Consider the following 22,208-nt stretch of genomic DNA (forward strand, 5'->3'; position numbering starts at 1 on the left):
CCATGGCATAGTGTCGCGATTTCCCACAGCCTATCCACAGGCAGCCGTTTTTCGGGGCACGAGCAATCCTTTTGATTCCAAAGAACGAATCCGCTTTTCCCGGTTTTCCCGTCACATTTCGCGCCATTGCTTCGGGTTTTCGGAATGAAAACGGCAGACGCTGGCTTTGTGTGGACGGGATTTAATCCTTGATAGTCACCGACTCTAAGAAATAGAAACCTCTTCAAAGAGATTATTTCTTTATTGGGAGAACCCCTCAGGTGTCTGCGAAAAACCGGAAGATCGTCGAAGTCCTGAATGGGAAGACGATCTCCCCCCCTCCCCTGTGGCTCATGCGTCAGGCCGGCCGTTATCTGCCGGAATACCGTGCAACGCGCGCTGCGGCAGGAAGTTTCCTCGATCTCTGTTATTCGCCGGAGCTGGCGACGGAAGTTACGCTCCAACCGATCCGTCGTTACGGTTTTGACGCAGCGATCCTGTTTTCCGATATCCTCGTCATTCCCGATGCGCTCGATCGGAATGTTCGCTTCGAGGAAGGCCATGGACCCCGTCTCGATCCGATCGATCCCGACGGCATCTTCGCCCTGAAGCAGGACGGCGTGCAGCAGCACCTGACGCCCGTCATCGAAGCGGTGAGCCGCATCCGGCAGGCCCTTCCCGAAGAAACCGCCCTGCTTGGCTTCTGCGGCGCGCCCTGGACGGTTGCGACCTACATGATCGCCGGACACGGGACGCCGGACCAGGCGCCGGCGCGGCTGTTTGCCTATCGCGAGCCGAAGGCCTTCGCACATCTGCTCGATCTGCTTGCCGATCTCTCAGCCGATTATCTGGTGGCGCAGATCGACGCCGGTGCCGATGCCGTGCAGATCTTCGATTCCTGGGCGGGAGTTCTCGGCGAAAAGGAATTTGACGACTATGCCATCCGGCCTGTGCGGCGTATCATCCAGTCGGTCAGGGCGCGGCGGCCGCAGGCCAAGATCATCGCCTTTGCCAAGGGAGCCGGCCTGCTCCTGAAAACGTATCGGCAACAGACGCTGGCGGATGCAATCGGTCTCGACTGGTCCGTGCCGCTGTCCTTTGCGGCAGAATTGCAGAAGGACGGGCCGGTACAGGGCAACCTCGATCCGATGCGGGTCGTGGCGGGTGGAAATGCGCTCGACGAAGGCATCGATGCCATTCTCCAGGCGCTCGGCAACGGCCCCCTGATCTTCAATCTGGGTCACGGCATCACGCCGCAGGCCGACCCGGAAAATGTGACGCGGCTTGTGGCGCGGGTACGGGGAGAAGCGCAGTGACCGAGAGGCAGACAGGCGAAGGTGCCGGACGCCGAGCACGGCTTCGTGCCGCAGCGGCCCTAGCCGTCTTCGCCGTCGTGGCGGGTCTGCTCGTGCTTTTTCCGCCCGACGATCTCTATCTCTGGATCAAGGCGCTGCACATCGTGGCGGTTATTTCCTGGATGGCGGGTCTGCTCTACCTGCCGCGTCTGTTCGTCTATCACACGGATGCGCCCGTGGGTTCCGCGCAGTCGGAAACCTTCAAGGTGATGGAAAAACGGCTTTTCGGCACGATCATGCGGCCAGCCATGGCGCTTTCCTGGCTGCTTGGCCTCTATCTCGCGTGGTCGGTCTACGGTTTCCAGGGCGGCTGGCTGCACGCCAAGCTCGCTTTCGTGGTGATTTTGAGCGGTGTGCACGAATTTTACGGCCGTGCCGTCCAGGCCTTCGCCGAGGACAGGAACCGCAGGACCGGCCGTCAGTGGCGTCTCTGGAACGAGGCGCCGGCGCTGCTGATGGTCCTCATCGTGATCATGGTCGTCGTCAAACCTTTGTGAGCGTCCGCGACAAATCGGACGAAATTCCAAAGCCCCCTTGCGAGCAGGCGCCGGAACCGCTATTTTCCGCGCATCTCATCTTTCGTGGCATGTGTATTCGTTCAGTGAACTGCATTCTTCCCCTCGCAGTTCGTCCTTGACCCGCACGCCTTTTTCCATCCCGATGACCCGCAGCATGGACCATTCATGGCCGAAATGAAGCTACAAGACCTCAAGAACAAGACTCCGACCGACCTCCTTGCTTTTGCCGAATCGCTCGAGGTCGAGAACGCGAGCACGATGCGCAAGCAGGAACTGATGTTTGCCATCCTCAAGATGCTGGCGTCTCAGGATGTGGAAATCATCGGCGAAGGCGTCGTCGAAGTGCTGCAGGACGGTTTTGGCTTCCTTCGGTCTGCCAATGCGAATTACCTGCCGGGCCCTGACGATATCTACATCTCACCCTCCCAGATCCGCCGTTTCTCGCTGAAGACCGGCGATACTGTCGAGGGACCGATCCGCGGACCCAAGGAAGGCGAGCGCTATTTCGCGCTGCTCAAGGTCAATACGATCAATTTCGACGACCCGGAAAAGATCCGTCACAAGGTCCATTTCGACAACCTGACGCCGCTCTATCCGAACGAGCGCTTCAAGATGGAACTGGACATTCCCACGTCCAAGGACCTTTCGCCCCGCGTCATCGACCTCGTGGCGCCGCTCGGCAAGGGCCAGCGCGGCCTGATCGTGGCGCCTCCGCGCACGGGTAAGACCGTTCTGCTCCAGAACATCGCCCATTCGATCACCGCCAACCATCCGGAATGTTATCTCATTGTTCTTCTGATCGACGAGCGTCCGGAAGAAGTGACGGACATGCAGCGCTCGGTGAAGGGCGAAGTCGTTTCCTCGACCTTCGACGAACCCGCGACGCGTCACGTGCAGGTCGCCGAAATGGTCATCGAGAAGGCGAAGCGTCTCGTCGAGCACGGCCGCGACGTCGTGATCCTGCTCGATTCGATCACCCGCCTCGGCCGCGCCTATAACACTGTCGTTCCGTCGTCCGGCAAGGTCCTGACGGGTGGTGTGGATGCCAACGCCCTGCAGCGTCCGAAGCGCTTCTTCGGTGCTGCGCGTAATATCGAGGAAGGCGGCTCGCTGACGATCATTGCCACGGCCCTTATCGATACCGGCAGCCGCATGGACGAAGTCATCTTCGAAGAGTTCAAGGGTACCGGCAACTCGGAAATCGTGCTCGACCGCAAGGTGGCCGACAAGCGCATCTTCCCGGCCATGGACATCCTCAAGTCCGGTACCCGCAAGGAAGACCTGCTGGTTCCACGCCAGGATCTCCAAAAGATCTTTGTTCTGCGCCGCATCCTTGCGCCGATGGGAACCACCGATGCCATCGAGTTCCTGATCGACAAGCTGAAGCAGACGAAGAACAATGGCGACTTCTTCGACTCGATGAACACCTGATCCGTTCGCAGGTGACTGTGTCCAATGGTCCCGCCCGATGGTGGGACCATTTTTATTTGAGAGCCATATCGATTCTCGACCGAAACGAATTCTGTCGATTCGTATCCGGAATAGTCTAGATGAGCACTGGAACCATTTTTGCCCTATCAAGCGGAGGCTTGCCTTCGGGCGTCGCGGTGATCCGGATCAGCGGACCGGAATGCAGCGCCGCGGTGACGCAACTCTGTGGCGCCATACCTGCTCCCCGCCACGCGTCCTTGCGATCGATTCGAAACCGCAACAGTGAAGCAATCGACCAAGGTCTTGTGCTGTTCTTCCCGGCGCCAAACTCCTTTACTGGCGAGGACTGCGCAGAACTGCAAATTCACGGTGGGCGTGCAACCGTTGCCGCCGTGCTCGCTGAGCTGGGCTCCATAGGCGACTTACGCATGGCCGAGGCCGGCGAGTTCTCCCGTCGGGCCTTTCTCAATGGGCGCATGGATCTGGTCGAGGTGGAAGGCCTGGCTGATCTCATCGCGGCAGAAACCGAGATGCAGCGCCGGCTGGCAGCCGAACAGACCTCTGGTGGCCTATCCCGCTTATACGATTCGTGGGCGAAACGATTAACCCATGCGCGCGCCATGATCGAGGCGGAGCTCGATTTTGCGGATGAAGACGATGTCCCAGGTTCAGTTTCCGCGTCTATTTGGGCCGATATGCATACACTGGCGGAAGACATTTTTAACCATATCGATGGAGCGCGCGCCGGCGAAATTGTCCGCGACGGGTTGAAGGTGGTCATCGCCGGTCCTCCTAACTCTGGGAAATCCAGCCTTCTCAACTATTTGGCGCAGCGGGATGTAGCGATCGTGACGGATGTGCCCGGTACGACCCGCGACGTTTTGCACGTCGATCTCGATATTGGTGGTTACGTCGTCCGTCTCTATGACACAGCTGGTCTGCGGGAAACCGATGACGTGGTTGAACGGGAAGGGATTCGCCGGACCCATCTGTCGCTTGAACAAGCCGACTTGGTTCTTCTGCTGTCGGAGAATGACACAACGGACTGGATTGGACTGTTGGGGAACTTTACCGGTCCCATTCTCCGGGTCCGGACCAAATCCGACCTTTCCGATGAGACTTTGCCGAATAGCCCGGTCAATGTTATGATCTCGACGAAATCTGGTGTTGGTATCGATCAACTCATCGATCGGATGAGCGAGCATCTACCTTCTCTTGACGTAGGCGGCTCGTTGGCGCTCCCGACCCGCGAGCGTCACCGGATTGGCCTTGAGACGTGCCGGCAGCACATTCAGGCGGCATTGGATAATGCGGCAGCGGGGCTGGATATCCAGGCGGAGCATCTCCGTCTGGCAGGTCACGCGCTTGGAAGGATCACAGGTCGGGTCGATGTCGAGAATCTGCTAGACGTTATCTTTTCGGAATTCTGCATAGGAAAATGATTCACGTGAAACAGTACAACGTGTGCGAGTCGCGACGGGCGTTTCACGTGAAACAGGTGGGCGCACTATGACTATAAAAGATACATATGATGTCATCGTCATCGGTGGTGGTCACGCGGGTATGGAAGCCGCCGCCGCCGCTGCCCGTTTTGGCGCTTCGACGGCTCTTGTCACCCACAAAGCGACTACGATTGGTGTTATGTCCTGCAACCCTGCTATTGGCGGCCTTGGCAAGGGTCACCTTGTCAGGGAGGTTGATGCACTCGATGGGCTGATGGGACGTGTTGCAGACAAGGCCGGAATCCAGTTCCGCCTGTTGAACCGTCGGAAAGGCCCAGCGGTGCGAGGTCCCCGCACCCAAGCGGACCGAAAGCTTTATCGCGAGGCGATGCAGGATGAGGCACGCCTCATCGCGAATTTGGACATCATCGAAGGCGATGCCTTCGATCTTGTTATCGATCAGGGAAGCGTCGCCGGATTGACGCTTAAGGATGGCCGATCGCTGTTGTGTCGCGCCGTTGTCGTGACGACCGGGACGTTCCTGCGCGGCCTCATTCATATCGGCAACGAAAAGATTCCTGCCGGGCGAGTGGGCGAATCCCCTTCTCTCGGACTCTCAGCGACCTTCGAACGCCTTGGCCTGGCGTTGGGACGGCTGAAGACCGGAACACCGGCGCGACTGGATGGCCGCACCATTGACTGGGCTTCGATTGGCCGACAGGCGGCCGATGAGGATCCTGTGCCTTTCTCGTTCATGACGGACCGTATCACCACACGGCAGATCGAGTGCGGCGTCACGCGAACGACGCCAGCGACACATCGGATCATCGAAGAGAACATCGGCAAATCCGCCATGTATTCCGGACAGATCGAGGGCGTCGGTCCACGCTATTGCCCATCCATAGAGGACAAGATCGTCAAGTTCGGTGAGCGAGACGGGCATCAGATCTTCCTTGAGCCGGAAGGACTGGATGATCCCACGGTGTATCCCAATGGCATTTCGACCTCGCTGCCCGCAGACGTGCAGGCTGCTTTCATCCACACAATCCCCGGGCTGGAGGCAGTTACGATTTCGCAGCCTGGTTACGCCATCGAATATGATCATGTCGATCCGCGCGAACTTTCCCCGACACTTGAAGTGAAGCGGCAGGAGGGGCTTTTCCTTGCCGGGCAGATCAATGGGACCACGGGCTATGAGGAAGCCGCGGCGCAGGGACTCGTTGCCGGCCTGAACGCTGCGCGCCGCGCCGCCGGCCGAGAGGGCCACGTCTTCAGCCGGACGGACAGCTATATCGGCGTGATGATTGACGACCTGACATCACGCGGCGTTACCGAGCCCTACCGCATGTTCACCTCGCGCGCGGAATATCGCCTGTCGCTGCGCGCGGATAATGCGGATGTTCGCCTAACACCTTCGGGTATCGAGCTTGGTATTGTCGGCCGGGAGCGTGAGGTACGTTTTTCATCCTGGTCTGACGACATGCGGATAACGCGTGAGAAGTTACACTCATTGAAGCTGTCTCCGAACGAAGCAGCATCCCATGGCATTCGTCTCAATCAGGACGGTGTCCGTCGGAGCGCCTATGAACTGCTGGCCTATCCCGACATCGACTATAAGCGTCTCGCAGCCGTATGGCCTGAAATTCTTGGAAATGTGCCCGGCCGGGTCTCCCAGGCGGTTGAGATCGAGGCAGCTTATGCGGTTTATATGAATCGGCAGGAAGCGGACATTTCGGAGGCCCGTCGGGAAGAACAGCGGCAGATTCCCCAGGATTTCGATTTCAACACGCTCCCGGGCCTCTCCATTGAACTGCGGCAGAAATTGACCGTGGCGCGACCTGCGAATCTTGCGCAGGCAGCGCGCGTAGATGGCGTTACGCCGGCCGCCCTGACCCTTCTCCTGGCCTATCTAAAGCGTCTGGACAACGATTTGGCGCAAAGAACTGTAAAGATATGAGTGCACTTCCCCGACTTCTACGCGACCTCAATGTTTCACGTGAAACTGAAGAGCGATTGACGATCTTTGTCGCGCTGTTCCAGAAATGGGTGAAGACGATCAATCTCGTTGCGCCCTCCACCCTGTCCGAAGTCTGGAACCGGCATATCGTCGACAGTGCGCAGATCTACGCCCTTCGCCCGGGAGAGCAAACCTGGGCCGATCTTGGGAGCGGAGGTGGATTTCCAGGGATTGTCACGGGCATCTTGTTGGCCGGAATCGGTGATGGATGGGTTCATCTGGTTGAAAGCAATAACAAGAAGGCGGCATTTCTGCGCACGGCGATCCTGGAAACCGGCGCTCGTGCGTCGGTTCATGCCATCCGAATCGAGGATGCGCCCGCTACTATAGAAGACTGCGACGCGATCTCGGCGCGGGCGCTGGCTGATCTCGATCTGCTATTGCAATTCGGTCTGCCGTGGGCTGAGCGAAACCCAGACCTCACCTTTTTCCTGCACAAAGGGCGGGATTACCAACGCGAGATCGATAAAGCGCATGGTCGCTGGAGATTCGATCTGGTAAAACATGCCAGTGTGGTCGAGCGGGATTCTGTCGTGCTCGAAATTTCAAAGCTTTCGCGACAACCTCAGTGAGACTGGCAGCGTCCATGATAGGCGAGAAGAACCGGATCATCACCATTGCAAACCAGAAGGGTGGCGTCGGCAAGACGACGACGGCCATCAACCTGGCCACCGCCCTCGCCGCTATCGGCGAACGCGTCCTGATCGTCGACCTCGATCCGCAAGGCAATGCCAGCACGGGTCTTGGTATCGACCGACGCAATCGCGAGCTGTCGTCCTACGATCTTTTGGTCGGCAGCCATGGTGTGGCGGAAACAGCGCTGGCGACGGCCGTGCCGAACCTGTCGATCATTCCATCAACGATGGATCTGCTCGGCATCGAAATGGAGATCGCGCAGCAGAGCGATCGCGTGTTTCGACTCAAGCGCGCGCTCGCATCGGCCGATGCGATGTCTTACTCTTACGTACTGGTCGACTGCCCGCCGTCCTTCAATCTGTTGACGATGAACGCGCTGGCGGCAGCGCATTCGGTTCTTGTGCCGCTGCAGTGCGAGTTCTTCGCGCTGGAAGGTTTGAGCCAGTTGCTGGAAACTGTCGATCAGGTGCGTCGCACTGTCAATCCGCGCTTGGATATCCAGGGTATCGTGCTGACCATGTTCGACTCGCGTAACAATCTCGCCCAACAGGTCGTCAACGACGTTCGCACACATCTCGGCGAGAAGGTGTATCATACGCTTATTCCCCGCAATGTGCGGGTATCGGAGGCGCCGTCGTACGGCAAGCCGGCCATTTTGTACGATCTCAAATGTGCCGGAAGTCAGGCCTATCTTCAGCTGGCTTCCGAGGTCATTCAGCGTGAAAGGCAGCGCAAGGCGGCCTGACATTCGTATCTGTGAGTAGAATCGATGAATGAAGACAACTCAAAGAGGCGGCTCGGCCGCGGACTAGCCGCCCTGATCGGCGAGATGGACCAGATCCCGGCCGCCGAAATCGGCGCGGCACCTGCGGTTAACCCGGATCGGCTTGTCCCTATCGAGTTTGTCGGACGCAATCCGCGCAATCCTCGGCGCTACTTCGATGAGTCGGAACTTCAGGATCTTGCGTCCTCGATCCGACAGCACGGCATCGTCCAGCCGGTTGTCGTGCGCACCACGTCGGACAACCGTTATGAAATCATAGCCGGTGAACGACGCTGGCGCGCGGCGCAGCTTGCAGGCCTAACCGACATTCCCGTCATCATCCGCGATGTCGATGACCGCACGGCGCTGGAAATCGCCATCGTGGAGAACGTGCAGCGCTCCGATCTCAACCCGCTTGAGGAGGCGATGGGATACGAGCTGCTGATCGCTGATCACGGTTATACGCAGAACGATCTCGGTGAAATCATCGGCAAGAGCCGCAGCCATGTGGCAAATAGCCTCCGCTTGCTGAAGCTTCCCGACCCTGTCCGGGAAATGCTGGCGTCCGGCACGCTTTCAGCCGGTCACGCGCGCGCTCTAGTGCCAACCTCCGACCCCATTGCACTGGCCCGTGCCATTGTCGCGAAGGGAATGTCGGTTCGCGATGCCGAGCGTCTGGCGCAGAACGACATCAAATCGCAGAACGATCCGAACCACGGCCAGGCGCCGCGCAAGGACGAGAAGGACGCCGATACGCTCGCGCTGGAGCGTACGCTGTCGGACGTTCTGGGTCTTGACGTAACAGTCAACCACAAGGGCAGCGGCGGGCATTTGAAGATTTCCTACAAGACATTGGAACAGCTCGAGGAAATCTGCCGGCTTCTGGAGCGACGGTAACTTTCTTAGCCGGATTCATCGCCGCGCTGATTGCAGCACCGTTGCCAGCAAAGTCTGCATGGCAATGGTGTCTTCCAGCGCCGGCCGCTGACGGCTTTGCAGGATGGCTGCCTGCAAACGCTGCGTTTCACGACGGATCGCGGGCGAAGCCCATGTCTTCAACGCGTTCTCCACGATGGGTTTGCGCCGGAAATGCAGATGGCGGCCGAGCGTTGCCATGGCCTGGGCGGCCGGTGCGCGCTTCTCGTCCATCTCCGCGCGCATCAACTCGAGCAGCTGAAACTGCCTGAGACATCCCTGCAGCACGAGGAAGACCGGCGTCTTCGACGAAACGATCTTCTGGATTGCATGCAGAAAGCCATCCTTGTCGCCCTTCAGAATGGCGTCGATCGCGTCATCCGTGGAGATGGCGCTGGCGTCTCCCACGATTTCCTCGATATCCTGCTCTTCGATGAGCTCACGGCCACGGCAATAGAGAGCGAGTTTGCGCAGTTCGTTGCGGGAAGCCAACCGGTCGCCGCCGATTGTTTCCACGAGGCGCTGGCGCGCTGCAGGCGAGATGCGCAAGCCCTCTGCGGCAAGCTCCTGATCGATCAAAGATTGGAGTGCACGTCCATCGTCGGCATAACAGGGGATTGCAACGGCTTGGGACGTGGTTTCCACTACCTTCCGCAGGGCCGAACCCTTTTTGAGGTCACCTGCCTCGATGACGAGCGTCGACGGGCCCGGGGATTGGCTTGCGAGGATATCTATGGCGTCGGCGATGCCCTTCTCGCTTGCGGCATTGCGGACCCAGACCAGACGTTCACCGCCGAAAAGGCCGATGGCGTTCATCTCGTCGATCAGGCGTCCTGGGTGGCTGCCGATTTCGCCTGCATCGAGTTTGACGACCGAAAAGGCGTCGTCGAGATCGACGCCGCTGGCCGCGGCGATTGCCGCCGCACGCTCGGAAACAAGGCCCCTGTCCGGGCCGTAGATCAGAAAAAGCCGCGCGGGCAACGGCTTCCGTTTCAGGAAGGCATCGAATTCGTGCGACTTGACCTCTGCCATGACAGGCTCAGCGACGGCTCAGCGCGGTGGCGACGTCGGCGCGGATCAGCTCGGCAAGTTCGCGGGCGGCGCGGTTTTCCGCGTCGCGAATGGCCCTGAGCTTGGCGAATTCCTGCTTCGGGAAGTCCACGAGTGCAATCGCAGAGCGCTTTCCTGATGTCACCGTTTCGCCCGTATCGACCCTCACCAGGGTGAAGGTTCCCAAAACGGTCGTGCGGCCCGCGCGCATGGTGTCGGTCGCGGGATCGTTGAGCACACCGCCGGTTCCGGCGCTGACGGTCAGGTCGAGCCGGTAGGCGGCGTTCTGCGCCTCGCCCGCGCCACCGGCGAAGAGGAAGATCAGGTCGTTGCGAACCTGCTGGCCGACGCGGTTGTTGATTTCCGGTATCGACACGGATGCAAGCTTGCCTTCCATGTCGCTCGCCGTGGAATAGAGGGGACGCACCTGGCAGCCCGCGACGGCGGCCAGAAGCAGGATGCCGGCGAGGGTCTTTCCAAGCCGCGAGAAACCGGTTCCGTTAGACAACAACATTCACGATCCTCTGCGGTACGACGATGATTTTCTTCGGGCGCTGACCGGCAAGAGCAGCCTGAACGGCCTCTATGGCGAGAACGGCTGCCTCGACCGCACTCTGGTCTGCGTCGCGACCGATTGTCAAATCCGCGCGCTTCTTGCCATTGATCTGTACGGGCAGCGTGATTTCGTTTTCGGCGACGAGGCGCTCTTCGTAGCTGGGCCATGGGCTCATGGCGATGAGGCCCTCACCGCCGATCGCACGCCAGCATTCCTCCGCAAGGTGCGGCGTCATCGGAGCGACGATGCGGATCAGGATATCGACCGCGTCACGCAGGGCGGAGATGAGATCGTCCGAGGCCTTGCCGGCAGCAGCAGCCGTCAACGGGGAAGCCAGGGCATTGACGAACTCGTAGATGCGGGCCACGGCCTTGTTGAAGGCGAGCTTGTCATAATCGCCCTGTACGGCCTTCAACGTGCGATGTGCGACCTGAGAGACGGCCAGCGCCTCTCCTTCCATGCCCGGGCGACCTTGCGCGGCCGTCAGGGCCGGAGCGGCTTCCGAGAGCAGGCGCCAGACGCGCTGTACGAAACGGTGCGCGCCTTCGACGCCGGCTTCCGACCAGATCACGTCACGGTCCGGCGGGGAATCGGACAGCATGAAGAAGCGGGCGGTATCGGCGCCGTAGGAGGCGATGATGTCGTCCGGATCGACCACGTTCTTCTTGGACTTCGACATCTTTTCGATGGAACCGATTGCGATTTCTTCGCCGGATTCAACGTGAACCGCGCGCCGCTTGCCGTCGATATCCTCGATGCGGATTTCGGCCGGGGTCACCCATTCGCGCTTGGCGCCGTCGCCGCGGCTATAGGTTTCATGCACGACCATGCCCTGCGTGAAGAGACCCTTGAAAGGCTCCTTGAGGTCCAGATGGCCGGTCGCCTGCATGGCACGGGTGAAGAAGCGCGAATAGAGCAGGTGCAGGATCGCATGCTCGATGCCGCCGATATACTGGTCGACCGGCAGCCAAGCATTGGCGGCAGCCGGATCGGTCGGGTTGTTTTCCCACGGCGCGGTGAAGCGGGCGAAGTACCAGGACGAATCGACGAACGTATCCATCGTGTCCGTCTCGCGGCGTGCGTTCTTGCCGCAATTCGGGCAGGCGACATGGCGCCAGGTCGGGTGGCGGTCGAGAGGGTTACCCGGCTTGTCGAAGGTGACGTCATCAGGCAGCTTCACCGGCAGGTCGGCCTTCGGCACGGGCACCACGCCGCAGTCTTCGCAGTGGATAACCGGGATCGGGCAACCCCAATAGCGCTGGCGCGAAATGCCCCAGTCGCGCAGGCGGAAATTCACCTTGCGCTCGCCAACCGGGCGATTGCCGAGAGTGGCGGCGCTGAGGCGGTTGGCGACTTCGTCGAAGGCTTCCTTCGTGCCGAGACCATCGAGGAAGCGCGAATTGATCATGATGCCGTCGCCGACATAGGCTTCGTCACCAATGGTGAAGCTGGCGGCGTCCGCGTCCTTCGGCATGACCACCGGTACGACGGGCAGATCGTATTTGCGGGCGAAATCCAGGTCGCGCTGGTCGCCGGACGGGCAGCCGAAAATGGCGCCCGTGCCGTAGTCCATCAGCACGAAATTGGCGATGTAGACCGGCAGCTCCCATTCGGGGTCGAAGGGATGACGCACGCGAATGCCGGTGTCGATGCCCTTCTTCTCCGCCGTTTCGAGCGCGGCAAGCGACGTGCCGGCACGTCGGCACTCCTCGGCGAACTCTTCGATAGCCGGATTCTGCGCGGCGGCGGCCTTGGCCCAGGGATGGTCTGCGGCGATCGCGATGAAGGATGCACCGAAAAGCGTATCCGGGCGGGTCGTATAGACGGTGATTTCGGCGGAAAGCTGCTCTTCGGCGCTCAGCGCCGCGGCGGCGAGCTTGGCATCCTTCACCACTTCCCAGCGGACCAGCATGCCTTCCGAGCGGCCGATCCAGTTGCTCTGCATGAGCCGGACCTTCTCCGGCCACTGGTCGAGCGTCTCCAGCGAATCAAGCAGATCCTGGCTGAAATCGGTGATGCGGAAAAACCACTGCGTCAGCTCGCGCTGTTCGACGAGCGCGCCGGAACGCCAGCCGCGGCCGTCGATGACCTGCTCGTTGGCGAGAACGGTATGATCGACCGGATCCCAATTCACCTTGGACTGCTTGCGGTAGACCAGACCCTTTTCCAGGAAGTCCAGGAACAGGTGCTGCTGGCGCTGATAGTATTCGACGTCGCAGGTGGCGAATTCGCGGGACCAGTCCAGCGACAGGCCCATCGATTTCAGCTGGCCGCGCATCGTCGCGATGTTTTCGTAGGTCCAGCCCTTGGGGTGGACCTTATTCTGCATGGCGGCGTTTTCGGCCGGCATGCCGAAGGCGTCCCAGCCCATCGGATGCAGCACGTTGTAGCCGCGCGCGCGCTTGTAGCGGGCAACCACATCGCCCATGGCGTAATTGCGCACATGGCCCATATGGATGCGGCCCGAGGGATAGGGGAACATCTCGAGGACGTAGTACTTCTCGCGCGGGTCGTTGTTGTCGGTCAGGAAGACGTTTTCATCGTTCCATTTTGCCTGCCAGCGGGGTTCGGCATCGCGCGGGTTGTAACGTTCGGTGGCCATGTCTTTGATGTTCCGGAAGTCTTTTGGGAGTCTTGGAGGGCGGTTCGCCCCTGCGAATATGGTGTCGAGACCTTCATCATGAAACCACCGAAGCGTCAAGTTTTCCGGGCTTGCGGCGCTTGGCAAGGCGTGCCGTTTTCGTTAGGTCCGGGGTCTGTATGCCCGTGCATGCCGTTTCCGCAGATTTGCCCATTGCGTCTGCGCGGCCTGCCTTCGCCGATGGAGAGTGATCATGGAACTTCAGGACCGTCTCGAAGACGTGCGCAGCCGCGTGCAAAAGGCTGCGAGCGAGGCTGGCCGCAAGCCCGAGCAGGTTACGCTCGTTGCCGTGTCGAAGACCTTCGATGCCGAGGCGATCCGGCCGGCCATTGCCGCCGGACAGCGTGTGTTCGGCGAAAACCGCGTGCAGGAAGCGCAAGGCAAGTGGCCGGAACTGCGCGCGCATACCGCCGGCATCGAGCTGCACCTGATCGGCCCCTTGCAATCGAACAAGGCCGCGGATGCCGTTGCCCTGTTCGACGTGATCGAGACGGTCGACCGGGAGAAGATCGCGCGCAGCATCGCCGACGAGATGAAGCGGCAGGGACGGGCGCTACGGCTCTATGTGCAGGTCAATACGGGGCTCGAGCCCCAGAAGGCCGGCATCGCGCCTGATGAGACCCTTTCCTTCGTGACCTTCTGCCGAGAAGAACTGGGCCTGACCATCGAGGGCCTGATGTGCATTCCGCCGGCGGATGAAAATCCCGGCCCGCATTTTGCGCTTCTCGCCAAGCTCGCCGCCCGTTGCAGCCTCGACCGGCTGTCGATGGGCATGTCGGGCGACTACGAGGTCGCTATCGGTTTCGGCGCGACCAGCGTGCGCGTCGGTTCGGCGATCTTCGGCACACGCTGAGACACGCCGCGTTCTGACAAACCGCAAGGTCCGGCCATCCATCTCAGGCTTTGGTCTGGCTTTGCGGCGGTGCCGCCCTCCCCTATTCTTCCTGTCGGAGGACCCGGCCATGGCCGGGCATGTGGAGGAGACGATGCAAAAGACCTATGCCGAGATCTATCGTGCGTGGAAGGACGATCACAAGCGCCACTGGGCCGACGCCGCGCAGGCGATAGACTGGTTCACACCACCAGATGAGATTTTCGACGACCGGCAGGGCGTCTATGGCCGCTGGTTTCCCGATGCGACCGGCAATACCTGCCACAATTGCGTGGATCGCCATGTCGCGGCCGGCCGCGGCGACCAAGCGGCGCTGATCTATGACAGCCCGGTGACCGGCCGAAAGGTGATCTACAGCTATAACGACCTGCTTTCGAATGTCAGCGCAATGGCGGCCGTTCTTGTCGATCACGGCGTGGAAAAGGGCGATCGCGTCATTCTCTACATGCCGATGATCCCGGAGGCGGTGTTCGCCATGCTGGCCTGCGCGCGGATCGGCGCCATCCATTCGGTGGTCTTCGGCGGCTTTGCGGCGAGCGAGCTTGCAACGCGCATCGACGATTCGTCGGCCAAGGTCGTCGTCTCCGCAAGCTGCGGCATCGAGCCGAACCGGGTGGTGGCGTATAAACCCTTGCTGGATACCGCCGTCAGGCTGGCCAAGCACAAGCCCGCGCGATGCCTTGTCCTGCAACGGCCGGAACTTATTGCTGACCTCGATCCCGCGCGCGATGTCGATCTTGGTTCGGCGCTGGCGGCGGCAAGCGGCCGGGCGGTGCCTTGCGCGAATCTTGCCGCGACCGATCCGCTCTATATTCTCTACACGTCGGGCACGACTGGCCAGCCGAAGGGCGTCATCCGCGACAATGGCGGCCACATGGTGGCGCTCGCCTGGACGATGCGGGCGCTTTACGGCGTCGAACCTGGCGAGGTCTATTGGGCGGCTTCGGATATCGGCTGGGTCGTCGGCCATTCCTATATCGTCTATGCGCCACTGCTGAACGGCAGCACGACGTTGCTCTACGAGGGAAAGCCGGTCGGTACGCCGGATGCCGGCGCCTTCTGGCGCGTGGTCGAAGAGTACAAGGTCTCAGTGCTATTCACCGCGCCCACCGCCTTTCGCGCCATCCGCAAGGAAGACCCCGACGGCGTTCTCGTCAAACGGTACGACCTCTCCAGCCTGCGGGCGCTGTTTCTGGCAGGCGAGCGGGCCGATCCCGATACGGTGCGTTGGGCCGAGACCGTGCTCGGCGTTCCCGTCATCGATCACTGGTGGCAGACGGAAACGGGCTGGGCCATCGTCGGAAATCCGCTCGGGCTCGACCGGTTGCCCGTGAAACATGGCTCGCCCACCGTGCCGATGCCTGGCTACGAGCTGCATGTCCTCGACGACGCCGGCCACGAGGTGGCGGCAGGCACGCTTGGCAATATCGCCATCAAACTGCCCCTGCCCCCGGGCTGTCTCCCGTCCTTCTGGAATGCGGATACGCGGTTTCGCGATGCCTGCCTTTCAGAATTTCCCGGTTACTACAAGACGGCGGATGCCGGCTATGTCGATGAGGACGGCTACGTCTTCATCATGTCGCGCACCGACGACATCATCAATGTCGCCGGCCATCGCCTTTCCACGGGGGCGATGGAGGAGATTTGCGCCAGCCATCGCGACGTTGCCGAGTGCGCGGTCATCGGCGTCGCCGACGCCGTGAAGGGACAGATCCCCGCCGGCTTCCTTGTTTTGAAGAGCGGTGTTTCACGTGAATCATCGGATGTGGAGCAGGAGGTCGTTGCCATGGTGCGTGAACAGATCGGCCCGGTTGCCGCCTTCAAGACGGCAATCTGCGTGAAGCGGCTGCCGAAAACCCGTTCGGGCAAGATCCTGCGCGGCACCATGCAGAAGATCGCAGACGGGCAGGACTGGAAGATGCCCGCGACCATCGATGATCCGGCAATCCTGGACGAAATCGCCGAGGCTTTGTCGGGGCGCAGGATCTGCTGAGGCACAAAACCGGCTGGAGGCCGGAGGCGGTCTTCAAGCGCCGCATCCAGAGACAAAAAAACCGGCCGCTTGTGGCGACCGGTTCTATCACTCCGACATGACGGAATGCTCAGAACTTGTCGTCTTCGTCCTCGTCCGGCGTAGACGACTTCAGCGATTTGAGCTTGGCAAAGACGGCATCGGCGTTGATTTCCTGCTCGTCCTCGCGATCAGTGCTGTAGGGAAGCTTTTCCGTTTCCTGAGCCGATTCGAGGGTGGCGCCGAGTTCGGCAGCGGTCGGCAGCGGCCGGCCCTTGGAGGCGCGCTCGACTTCAAGGTCGAGATCGATCTGCGAGCAAAGGCCCAGCGTGACCGGATCCATCGGCGCCAGGTTGGCCGAGTTCCAGTGAGTGCGGTCGCGGATCTGCTCGATCGTCGACTTGGTGGTGCCGACGAGACGCGAGATCTGGGCGTCCTTCAATTCCGGATGGTTGCGCACCAGCCAGAGAATGGCGTTCGGGCGATCCTGGCGCTTGGAGACCGGTGTGTAGCGCGGGCCCTTGCGCTTGGATTCGGGAACGCGCACCTTCGGGTCGGAAAGCTTCAGCTTGTGGGCGGGATTGGCCTCCGCGCGGGCGATTTCGTCGCGCGAGAGCTGGCCGGTCGCGATCGGGTCGAGACCCTTGATGCCCTGGGCCGATTCGCCGTCGGCGATGGCCTTCACTTCGAGCGGGTGCAGTTTGCAGAATGTCGCGATCTGTTCGAAAGACAGCGCCGTGTTGTCGACCAACCAGACCGCGGTTGCTTTTGGCATGAGGAGCTGCTGAGCCATGCATATAGTCCTTCTGTCCGTCCGCGCCGGGGTCGCGGGCCGTGGGTCGTAAACCACAATGTTCCGGGAATTCGGCCCTCTATAACCTCACTGTCTCAGAAATGCAATTCTTCAAGCACAAATGACCTTTTGTCTAATTGCCGGAAGGATTTGACCTGATATGTATGTTGCCGGAATTGCCGGGGCCGGAGGAAAAGCGGTGTCCCGCGCATGCGCAGTGAGGAGGAATCCATGTCCGCAAAGACCTATCCGGTCCTGAAATCCGCGAAAAGCCGCACGCTGATCGATAATGACACCTACCAGAAATGGTATCGCGAAAGCATCGAGAACCCGGAGCGTTTCTGGGACAAGCACGGCATGCGGATCGACTGGTTCAAGCCCTATACGAAGGTCAAGAACACCTCGTTTACCGGCAAGGTCTCGATCAAGTGGTTCGAGGACGGCATTACCAACGTCTCCTACAACTGTATCGACCGCCACCTGAAGGCGCATGGCGACGACATCGCCATCATCTGGGAAGGCGACAACCCATATATCGACAAGAAGATCACCTATAACGAGCTTCACGAGCATGTCTGCCGCATGGCGAACGTGATGAAGAAGCACGGCGTGAAGAAGGGCGATCGCGTCACCATCTACATGCCGATGATCCCGGAAGCGGCCTATGCGATGCTCGCCTGCGCGCGCATCGGCGCCATTCATTCGGTGGTCTTCGGCGGCTTCTCGCCGGACGCTTTGGCCGGCCGCATCGTCGACTGCGAATCGACCTTTGTCGTGACCTGCGACGAGGGCGTGCGCGGCGGCAAGCCGATCCCGCTCAAGGAAAACACCGACACGGCCATCGATATTGCCGCGAAGAACCATGTCATCGTCAACAAGGTTCTCGTCGTGCGCCGCACCGGCGGCAAGACCGGCTGGGCGCCCGGCCGCGACATCTGGTACCACAAGGAAGTTCTGACCGTGCCGCGCGATTGTCCGCCGGCCAAGATGAAGGCGGAAGATCCGCTGTTCATCCTCTATACGTCGGGCTCGACCGGCAAACCGAAGGGCGTGCTGCACACCACCGGCGGCTACCTCGTCTATGCCTCGATGACGCACAAATATGTCTTCGATTACCAGGACGGTGATATCTACTGGTGCACTGCCGATGTGGGCTGGGTCACCGGCCATTCCTATATCGTCTACGGGCCGCTCGCCAACCGCGCGACGACCGTGATGTTCGAAGGCGTGCCGAACTTCCCGGACGCCGGCCGCTTCTGGGAAGTGGTCGACAAGCACAAGGTCAACATCTTCTACACCGCGCCGACGGCGATCCGTGCGCTGATGGGCGCAGGCGACGATTTCGTGAAGCGTTCATCGCGTTCGTCGCTACGCCTGCTCGGCTCGGTCGGCGAGCCCATCAATCCCGAGGCCTGGGAGTGGTATTATAACGTGGTTGGCGAAGGCCGTTCGCCGATCGTCGATACCTGGTGGCAGACGGAGACCGGCGGTATCCTCATCACCCCCCTTCCCGGTGCCACGGAGCTGAAGCCCGGCTCGGCGACCCGGCCCTTCTTCGGCGTCAAGCCGGAACTGGTCGACAATGAGGGCCGTGTTCTGGAGGGCGTCGCCGACGGAAACCTTTGCATCACCGACAGCTGGCCCGGCCAGATGCGCTCGGTCTATGGCGATCACAAGCGCTTCGTCGAAACCTACTTCTCCACCTATAAGGGCAAGTATTTCACCGGCGACGGCTGCCGCCGCGACGAGGACGGCTACTACTGGATCACCGGCCGCGTCGATGACGTGCTCAACATTTCCGGTCACCGCCTCGGCACGGCGGAAATCGAATCAGCGCTCGTATCGCACCATCTGGTGTCGGAAGCCGCCGTCGTCGGCTACCCGCACAGTCTCAAGGGCCAGGGCATTTATTGCTACGTGTCGCTGATGGCCGGCGAGGAAGGCAACGATGCGCTGCGTCAGGACCTGGTCAAGCATGTCCGAAAGGAGATCGGCCCTATCGCGACGCCTGATAAAATCCAGTTCGCGCCCGGCCTGCCGAAGACCCGTTCTGGCAAGATCATGCGCCGCATCCTGCGCAAGATCGCCGAGGACGATTTTGGTTCGCTGGGCGACACCTCGACGCTCGCCGATCCCGCCGTCGTCGATGATCTGATCGCCAATCGCCAGAACAAGGCCGGCGGCTAAGAGACGACTGAATTATATAAAGCGAAACGGCGGCCAAATGGCCGCCGTTTTCGTTTGGGATCGTGCTCGACTTATGCAGCGCCTATCTTCATCCTTGGGCTTTGGCCGCGATGTTCGCCTCAAACCTGAGGATGAAAAAGGACTGATGGCGGGACGCATGCGCAAGGGCGGGGTGAACTCCTGAGCCGGATTCCACCCGCTCAGAAATCGATGGCGCGGCCTTTGATTTCCCAATCACCGAAGCGGGCGGGGTCTTCGCCGCCACGACCGCCGATCTCCGGGGCCCGCTCGACCGGAGCGGCCGCCTTGCGCCGTTCCTCTGCTTCCTTCAGGGCGCGCTGCGCCGCCGGCGAAAGCACCTTGCGGCCGTCAGAATGATTGTCGTTGTCGCTTTCCATGAAAACCGGCATCCTTCTTGGATATTGAAGACGTGCAGTTGGTTCACCATCATATAGGAGCGTGAGCGCGCTGTGGAAAGCGTTGATTCACGTGAAACATTCCCTTGACACCGGGAACTCGCAGGCAGGCACAAGATTTTTACGGGAGCCGAAAACGCATGAACATCCTTCGCACAGCCATGCTGCTCGCCTTCATGACGGCGCTTTTCATGGGCGTGGGTCTGCTCATAGGCGGTAAGGGCGGCATGATGATCGCGCTGCTCGTCGCGATTGCCATGAACTTCTTCTCCTATTGGAATTCCGACAAGATGGTGCTGTCCATGTATGGCGCCAAGGAGGTGGATGAACGATCGGCGCCGGAATATTACGGCATCGTGCGCGATCTCGCCAAACGGGCCGGCCTGCCCACGCCCCGCGTCTTCGTCATCAACAGCGATCAGCCAAACGCCTTTGCGACCGGCCGGAACCCGCAGAACGCTGCCGTTGCCGCATCGACGGGCCTTCTTCAGGCGTTGAGCTACGAAGAGGTGGCTGGCGTGATGGCGCACGAACTCGCGCATATCCAGAACCGCGATACGCTGACCATGACGCTGACGGCAACGATTGCCGGCGCGATTTCCATGCTCGCCAATTTCGCGATGTTCTTCGGCGGCAGCGGCAACCGCGAGAACAACAATCCGCTCGGCTTCATCGGTATTCTCATCGCCATGATCGTCGCGCCCTTTGCCGCCATGCTGGTGCAGATGGCAATCAGCCGCACGCGCGAATATTCCGCCGACAAACGCGGCGCGGAAATCTGCGGCAACCCGCTGTGGCTCGCCTCGGCGCTGAAGAAGATCGCCATGGCCGCCGGGCGTATTCCGAACGATGCGGCCGAGCATAACCCGGCGACGGCGCATATGTTCATCATCAATCCGCTGTCGGGCGAGCGCATGGACAACCTGTTTTCAACGCATCCGAACACGGAAAACCGCATCGCCGCGCTGCAGGAAATGGCTCGCGGCATGCAGGCACGCTCGACGGAACCGGTTCGGACTGATAATGCCTCGCGCAAATCGCGTTCCGTCCCGACCACCGGCTGGGGACGCGGTGGTTCCGAACCACCCAAAGGTCCCTGGTCTTGAACGACGAAAATCGCAGAAACAAACCGCATTCCAACCGGCATCGTGGCGCTCGCCCGCCGAAGCCCGCGCCGGCTGCCGATCACGTCGAAAAGCCGGGCCTACGTGCCCGGCAGGCGGCGGCCAAGATCCTTGCCGCGGTGGTCGACCGCAGGACGCCGCTCGACGGGATGCTGGATCTCGAAAACGGCAATCCGGCCTACCGCCAGCTGAACGATGCCGACCGCGCGCTGGTTCGCGCCATTCTTAATACGGCGCTGCGCCACCTCCCCCGCATCGAAGCGATCCTCGACACGCTCGTCGGCACGCCGTTGCCGGAGGGTGCCCGTGCATTGCACCATGTGCTGACCGTGGCCGCGGCGCAGATCCTCTATCTCGACGTGCCCGATCATTCGGCCGTCGACCTTGCGGTCGAGCAGGCGCAGCTCGATCCGCGCAACCGTCGTTTCGCCAGTCTCACCAACGCCGTGCTGCGCCGCCTGTCGCGCGAGAAGGCCACGCATCTTTCGAACACGCAGGCGCTGCCGGCCATTCCAGGGTGGTTCTACGAGCGGCTGATTACAGTCTACGGCAAGGCGCACGCGGCAAGCATCGCAGAGGCCGTGCTGGAACCCTCGGCCATCGACCTCACCGTCAAATCCGATCCAGAGGGTTGGGCCGCCAAGCTGGGTGGGCTCGTCCTGCCGACCGGCTCCGTCCGCCTGCCCGCATCCTCCGGCACCATTCCGGCGCTTGAGGGTTTCGAGGCGGGTGAATGGTGGGTGCAGGACGCCGCAGCCAGCCTGCCGGCCAGACTTTTCGGTAATCTCGCGGGCAAGCATGTCGCGGACCTGTGCGCCGCGCCCGGCGGCAAGACCGCGCAGCTTGTGCTGGCTGGCGGCTTGGTGACGGCGCTCGACCAGTCGGGCAATCGGCTCCGGCGGCTTGAAAGCAATCTGGAAAGGCTCGGTCTTTCGGCGACGACGCTCGAAGCCAATATGGCGGATTTCCGCCCCGAGACGCTGTTCGATGCCGTTCTGCTCGACGCGCCCTGCTCCTCCACGGGCACGATCCGCAAGCATCCCGACGTGCTCTGGACGAAGGGGCCGGAAGATATCGAAAAGCTCGCGCGCCTGCAGGAGCGCCTGCTGCGCCATGCGCTGACGCTGGTGAAGCCGGGCGGCGATCTGGTGTTCTCCAACTGCTCGCTCGATCCCACCGAGGGTGAGGACATGGTCGACCGGGTTCTGGCCGACAACCCGGACTGGCGGCTCATTCCCGTCGATCCGGCGGACTGGCCGGGCCTTGAAGAAGCGGTTTCGCCGCGCGGCGAATTCCGCACCACGCCCGCCATGCTGCCCGCAACAGCCGGCCATGCCGGTGGCGTCGACGGGTTTTATGCGGTCCGGCTGCGCAGAAGCGGTTGATCCCTTCCGCATTCCCACTGTCATCAACAGTCCATCAGCAGGTGATGAATTGACGCCGCTCATCTCCTCGGCCTACCTATAGGCTTGGAGGCATTTG

At 61.1% G+C, this 22,208-nt stretch carries 18 protein-coding genes; 13 read left to right on the forward strand and 5 right to left on the reverse strand.

Features of this window, described 5'->3' with window-relative positions; genetic code table 11:
* Positions 1 to 260 precede the first annotated feature (260 nt).
* The 8 genes from hemE to MKI86_RS10525 all read left to right on the forward strand — a co-directional run bounded on the left by hemE (position 261) and on the right by MKI86_RS10525 (position 9,038).
* Entirely contained in the window at positions 261 to 1,295 is a 1,035-nt protein-coding gene (gene hemE / locus MKI86_RS10490) for a uroporphyrinogen decarboxylase (protein ID WP_241600854.1), read from the forward strand.
* Positions 1,292 to 1,831 (forward strand): protoporphyrinogen oxidase HemJ, encoded by a 540-nt coding sequence (gene hemJ / locus MKI86_RS10495; protein ID WP_241600855.1) that lies wholly within the window; start codon positions 1,292 to 1,294, stop codon positions 1,829 to 1,831. The genes hemE and hemJ overlap by 4 nt, the downstream gene beginning before the upstream one ends.
* Positions 1,832 to 2,017: 186 nt before the next feature.
* Positions 2,018 to 3,283 (forward strand): transcription termination factor Rho, encoded by a 1,266-nt coding sequence (rho, locus tag MKI86_RS10500; protein WP_134648524.1) that lies wholly within the window; start codon positions 2,018 to 2,020, stop codon positions 3,281 to 3,283.
* 119 nt (positions 3,284 to 3,402) lie between these two features.
* Positions 3,403 to 4,725: a tRNA uridine-5-carboxymethylaminomethyl(34) synthesis GTPase MnmE gene (gene mnmE, locus MKI86_RS10505; RefSeq protein ID WP_241600856.1), complete on the forward strand. Its 1,323-nt coding sequence runs from the start codon at positions 3,403 to 3,405 to the stop codon at positions 4,723 to 4,725.
* A gap of 67 nt (positions 4,726 to 4,792) precedes the next feature.
* Complete coding sequence (gene mnmG, locus MKI86_RS10510) at positions 4,793 to 6,682, forward strand: tRNA uridine-5-carboxymethylaminomethyl(34) synthesis enzyme MnmG (RefSeq protein ID WP_241600857.1); 1,890 nt, start codon at positions 4,793 to 4,795, stop codon at positions 6,680 to 6,682.
* Positions 6,679 to 7,314 (forward strand): 16S rRNA (guanine(527)-N(7))-methyltransferase RsmG, encoded by a 636-nt coding sequence (gene rsmG / locus MKI86_RS10515; RefSeq protein WP_241600858.1) that lies wholly within the window; start codon positions 6,679 to 6,681, stop codon positions 7,312 to 7,314. The genes mnmG and rsmG overlap by 4 nt, the downstream gene beginning before the upstream one ends.
* Before the next feature lie 14 nt (positions 7,315 to 7,328).
* Positions 7,329 to 8,123 carry a ParA family protein gene (locus tag MKI86_RS10520; RefSeq protein WP_241600859.1) on the forward strand — a complete coding sequence of 265 codons (795 nt, stop codon included), beginning with the start codon at positions 7,329 to 7,331 and terminating at the stop codon, positions 8,121 to 8,123.
* Positions 8,124 to 8,147: 24 nt separating this feature from the next.
* Complete coding sequence (locus tag MKI86_RS10525) at positions 8,148 to 9,038, forward strand: ParB/RepB/Spo0J family partition protein (protein ID WP_241600860.1); 891 nt, start codon at positions 8,148 to 8,150, stop codon at positions 9,036 to 9,038.
* Positions 9,039 to 9,053: 15 nt separating this feature from the next.
* On the opposite strand, the gene holA is transcribed toward MKI86_RS10525, so the two are convergent.
* Genes holA through leuS form a run of 3 tightly spaced genes read right to left on the reverse strand, consistent with a single transcriptional unit; the run spans position 9,054 to position 13,264 of the window.
* Positions 9,054 to 10,088 (reverse strand): DNA polymerase III subunit delta, encoded by a 1,035-nt coding sequence (gene holA / locus MKI86_RS10530; RefSeq protein ID WP_241600861.1) that lies wholly within the window; start codon positions 10,086 to 10,088, stop codon positions 9,054 to 9,056.
* A 7-nt stretch (positions 10,089 to 10,095) separates the two neighbouring features.
* On the reverse strand, positions 10,096 to 10,620 hold the full coding sequence (gene lptE, locus MKI86_RS10535) for an LPS assembly lipoprotein LptE (protein WP_241600862.1): 525 nt from the start codon (positions 10,618 to 10,620) through the stop codon (positions 10,096 to 10,098).
* The gene (gene leuS, locus MKI86_RS10540) at positions 10,607 to 13,264 is read right to left on the reverse strand and encodes a leucine--tRNA ligase (RefSeq protein ID WP_241600863.1); all 2,658 of its coding nucleotides are present in this window, start codon (positions 13,262 to 13,264) and stop codon (positions 10,607 to 10,609) included. Before leuS ends, lptE begins: the two co-directional genes overlap by 14 nt.
* 232 nt (positions 13,265 to 13,496) lie before the next feature.
* On the opposite strand from leuS, the gene MKI86_RS10545 reads away from it, so the two are divergent.
* The gene (locus MKI86_RS10545) at positions 13,497 to 14,156 is read left to right on the forward strand and encodes a YggS family pyridoxal phosphate-dependent enzyme (protein ID WP_241600864.1); all 660 of its coding nucleotides are present in this window, start codon (positions 13,497 to 13,499) and stop codon (positions 14,154 to 14,156) included.
* A gap of 133 nt (positions 14,157 to 14,289) precedes the next feature.
* Positions 14,290 to 16,188 carry a propionyl-CoA synthetase gene (locus MKI86_RS10550; RefSeq protein WP_241600865.1) on the forward strand — a complete coding sequence of 633 codons (1,899 nt, stop codon included), beginning with the start codon at positions 14,290 to 14,292 and terminating at the stop codon, positions 16,186 to 16,188.
* A 109-nt stretch (positions 16,189 to 16,297) separates the two neighbouring features.
* On the opposite strand, the gene MKI86_RS10555 is transcribed toward MKI86_RS10550, so the two are convergent.
* Complete coding sequence (locus MKI86_RS10555) at positions 16,298 to 16,999, reverse strand: DUF1013 domain-containing protein (protein WP_241600866.1); 702 nt, start codon at positions 16,997 to 16,999, stop codon at positions 16,298 to 16,300.
* A gap of 231 nt (positions 17,000 to 17,230) precedes the next feature.
* Here MKI86_RS10555 and acs point away from each other — a divergent pair, with 231 nt between their 5' ends.
* Positions 17,231 to 19,186, forward strand: coding sequence for an acetate--CoA ligase (gene acs / locus MKI86_RS10560; protein WP_241600867.1), 1,956 nt, complete (start codon positions 17,231 to 17,233; stop codon positions 19,184 to 19,186).
* A gap of 200 nt (positions 19,187 to 19,386) precedes the next feature.
* On the opposite strand, the gene MKI86_RS10565 is transcribed toward acs, so the two are convergent.
* On the reverse strand, positions 19,387 to 19,584 hold the full coding sequence (locus MKI86_RS10565; protein ID WP_241600868.1) for a DUF1674 domain-containing protein: 198 nt from the start codon (positions 19,582 to 19,584) through the stop codon (positions 19,387 to 19,389).
* A 158-nt stretch (positions 19,585 to 19,742) separates the two neighbouring features.
* On the opposite strand from MKI86_RS10565, the gene htpX reads away from it, so the two are divergent.
* Positions 19,743 to 20,708, forward strand: a complete 966-nt coding sequence (htpX, locus tag MKI86_RS10570; RefSeq protein WP_241600869.1) for a zinc metalloprotease HtpX — start codon at positions 19,743 to 19,745, stop codon at positions 20,706 to 20,708.
* Complete coding sequence (locus MKI86_RS10575; protein ID WP_241601196.1) at positions 20,699 to 22,111, forward strand: RsmB/NOP family class I SAM-dependent RNA methyltransferase; 1,413 nt, start codon at positions 20,699 to 20,701, stop codon at positions 22,109 to 22,111. Before htpX ends, MKI86_RS10575 begins: the two co-directional genes overlap by 10 nt.
* Positions 22,112 to 22,208: the final 97 nt, after the last annotated feature.

It is taken from the genome of Shinella sedimenti (assembly GCF_022601905.1).
Classification (GTDB): Bacteria; Pseudomonadota; Alphaproteobacteria; order Rhizobiales; family Rhizobiaceae; genus Shinella; species Shinella sedimenti.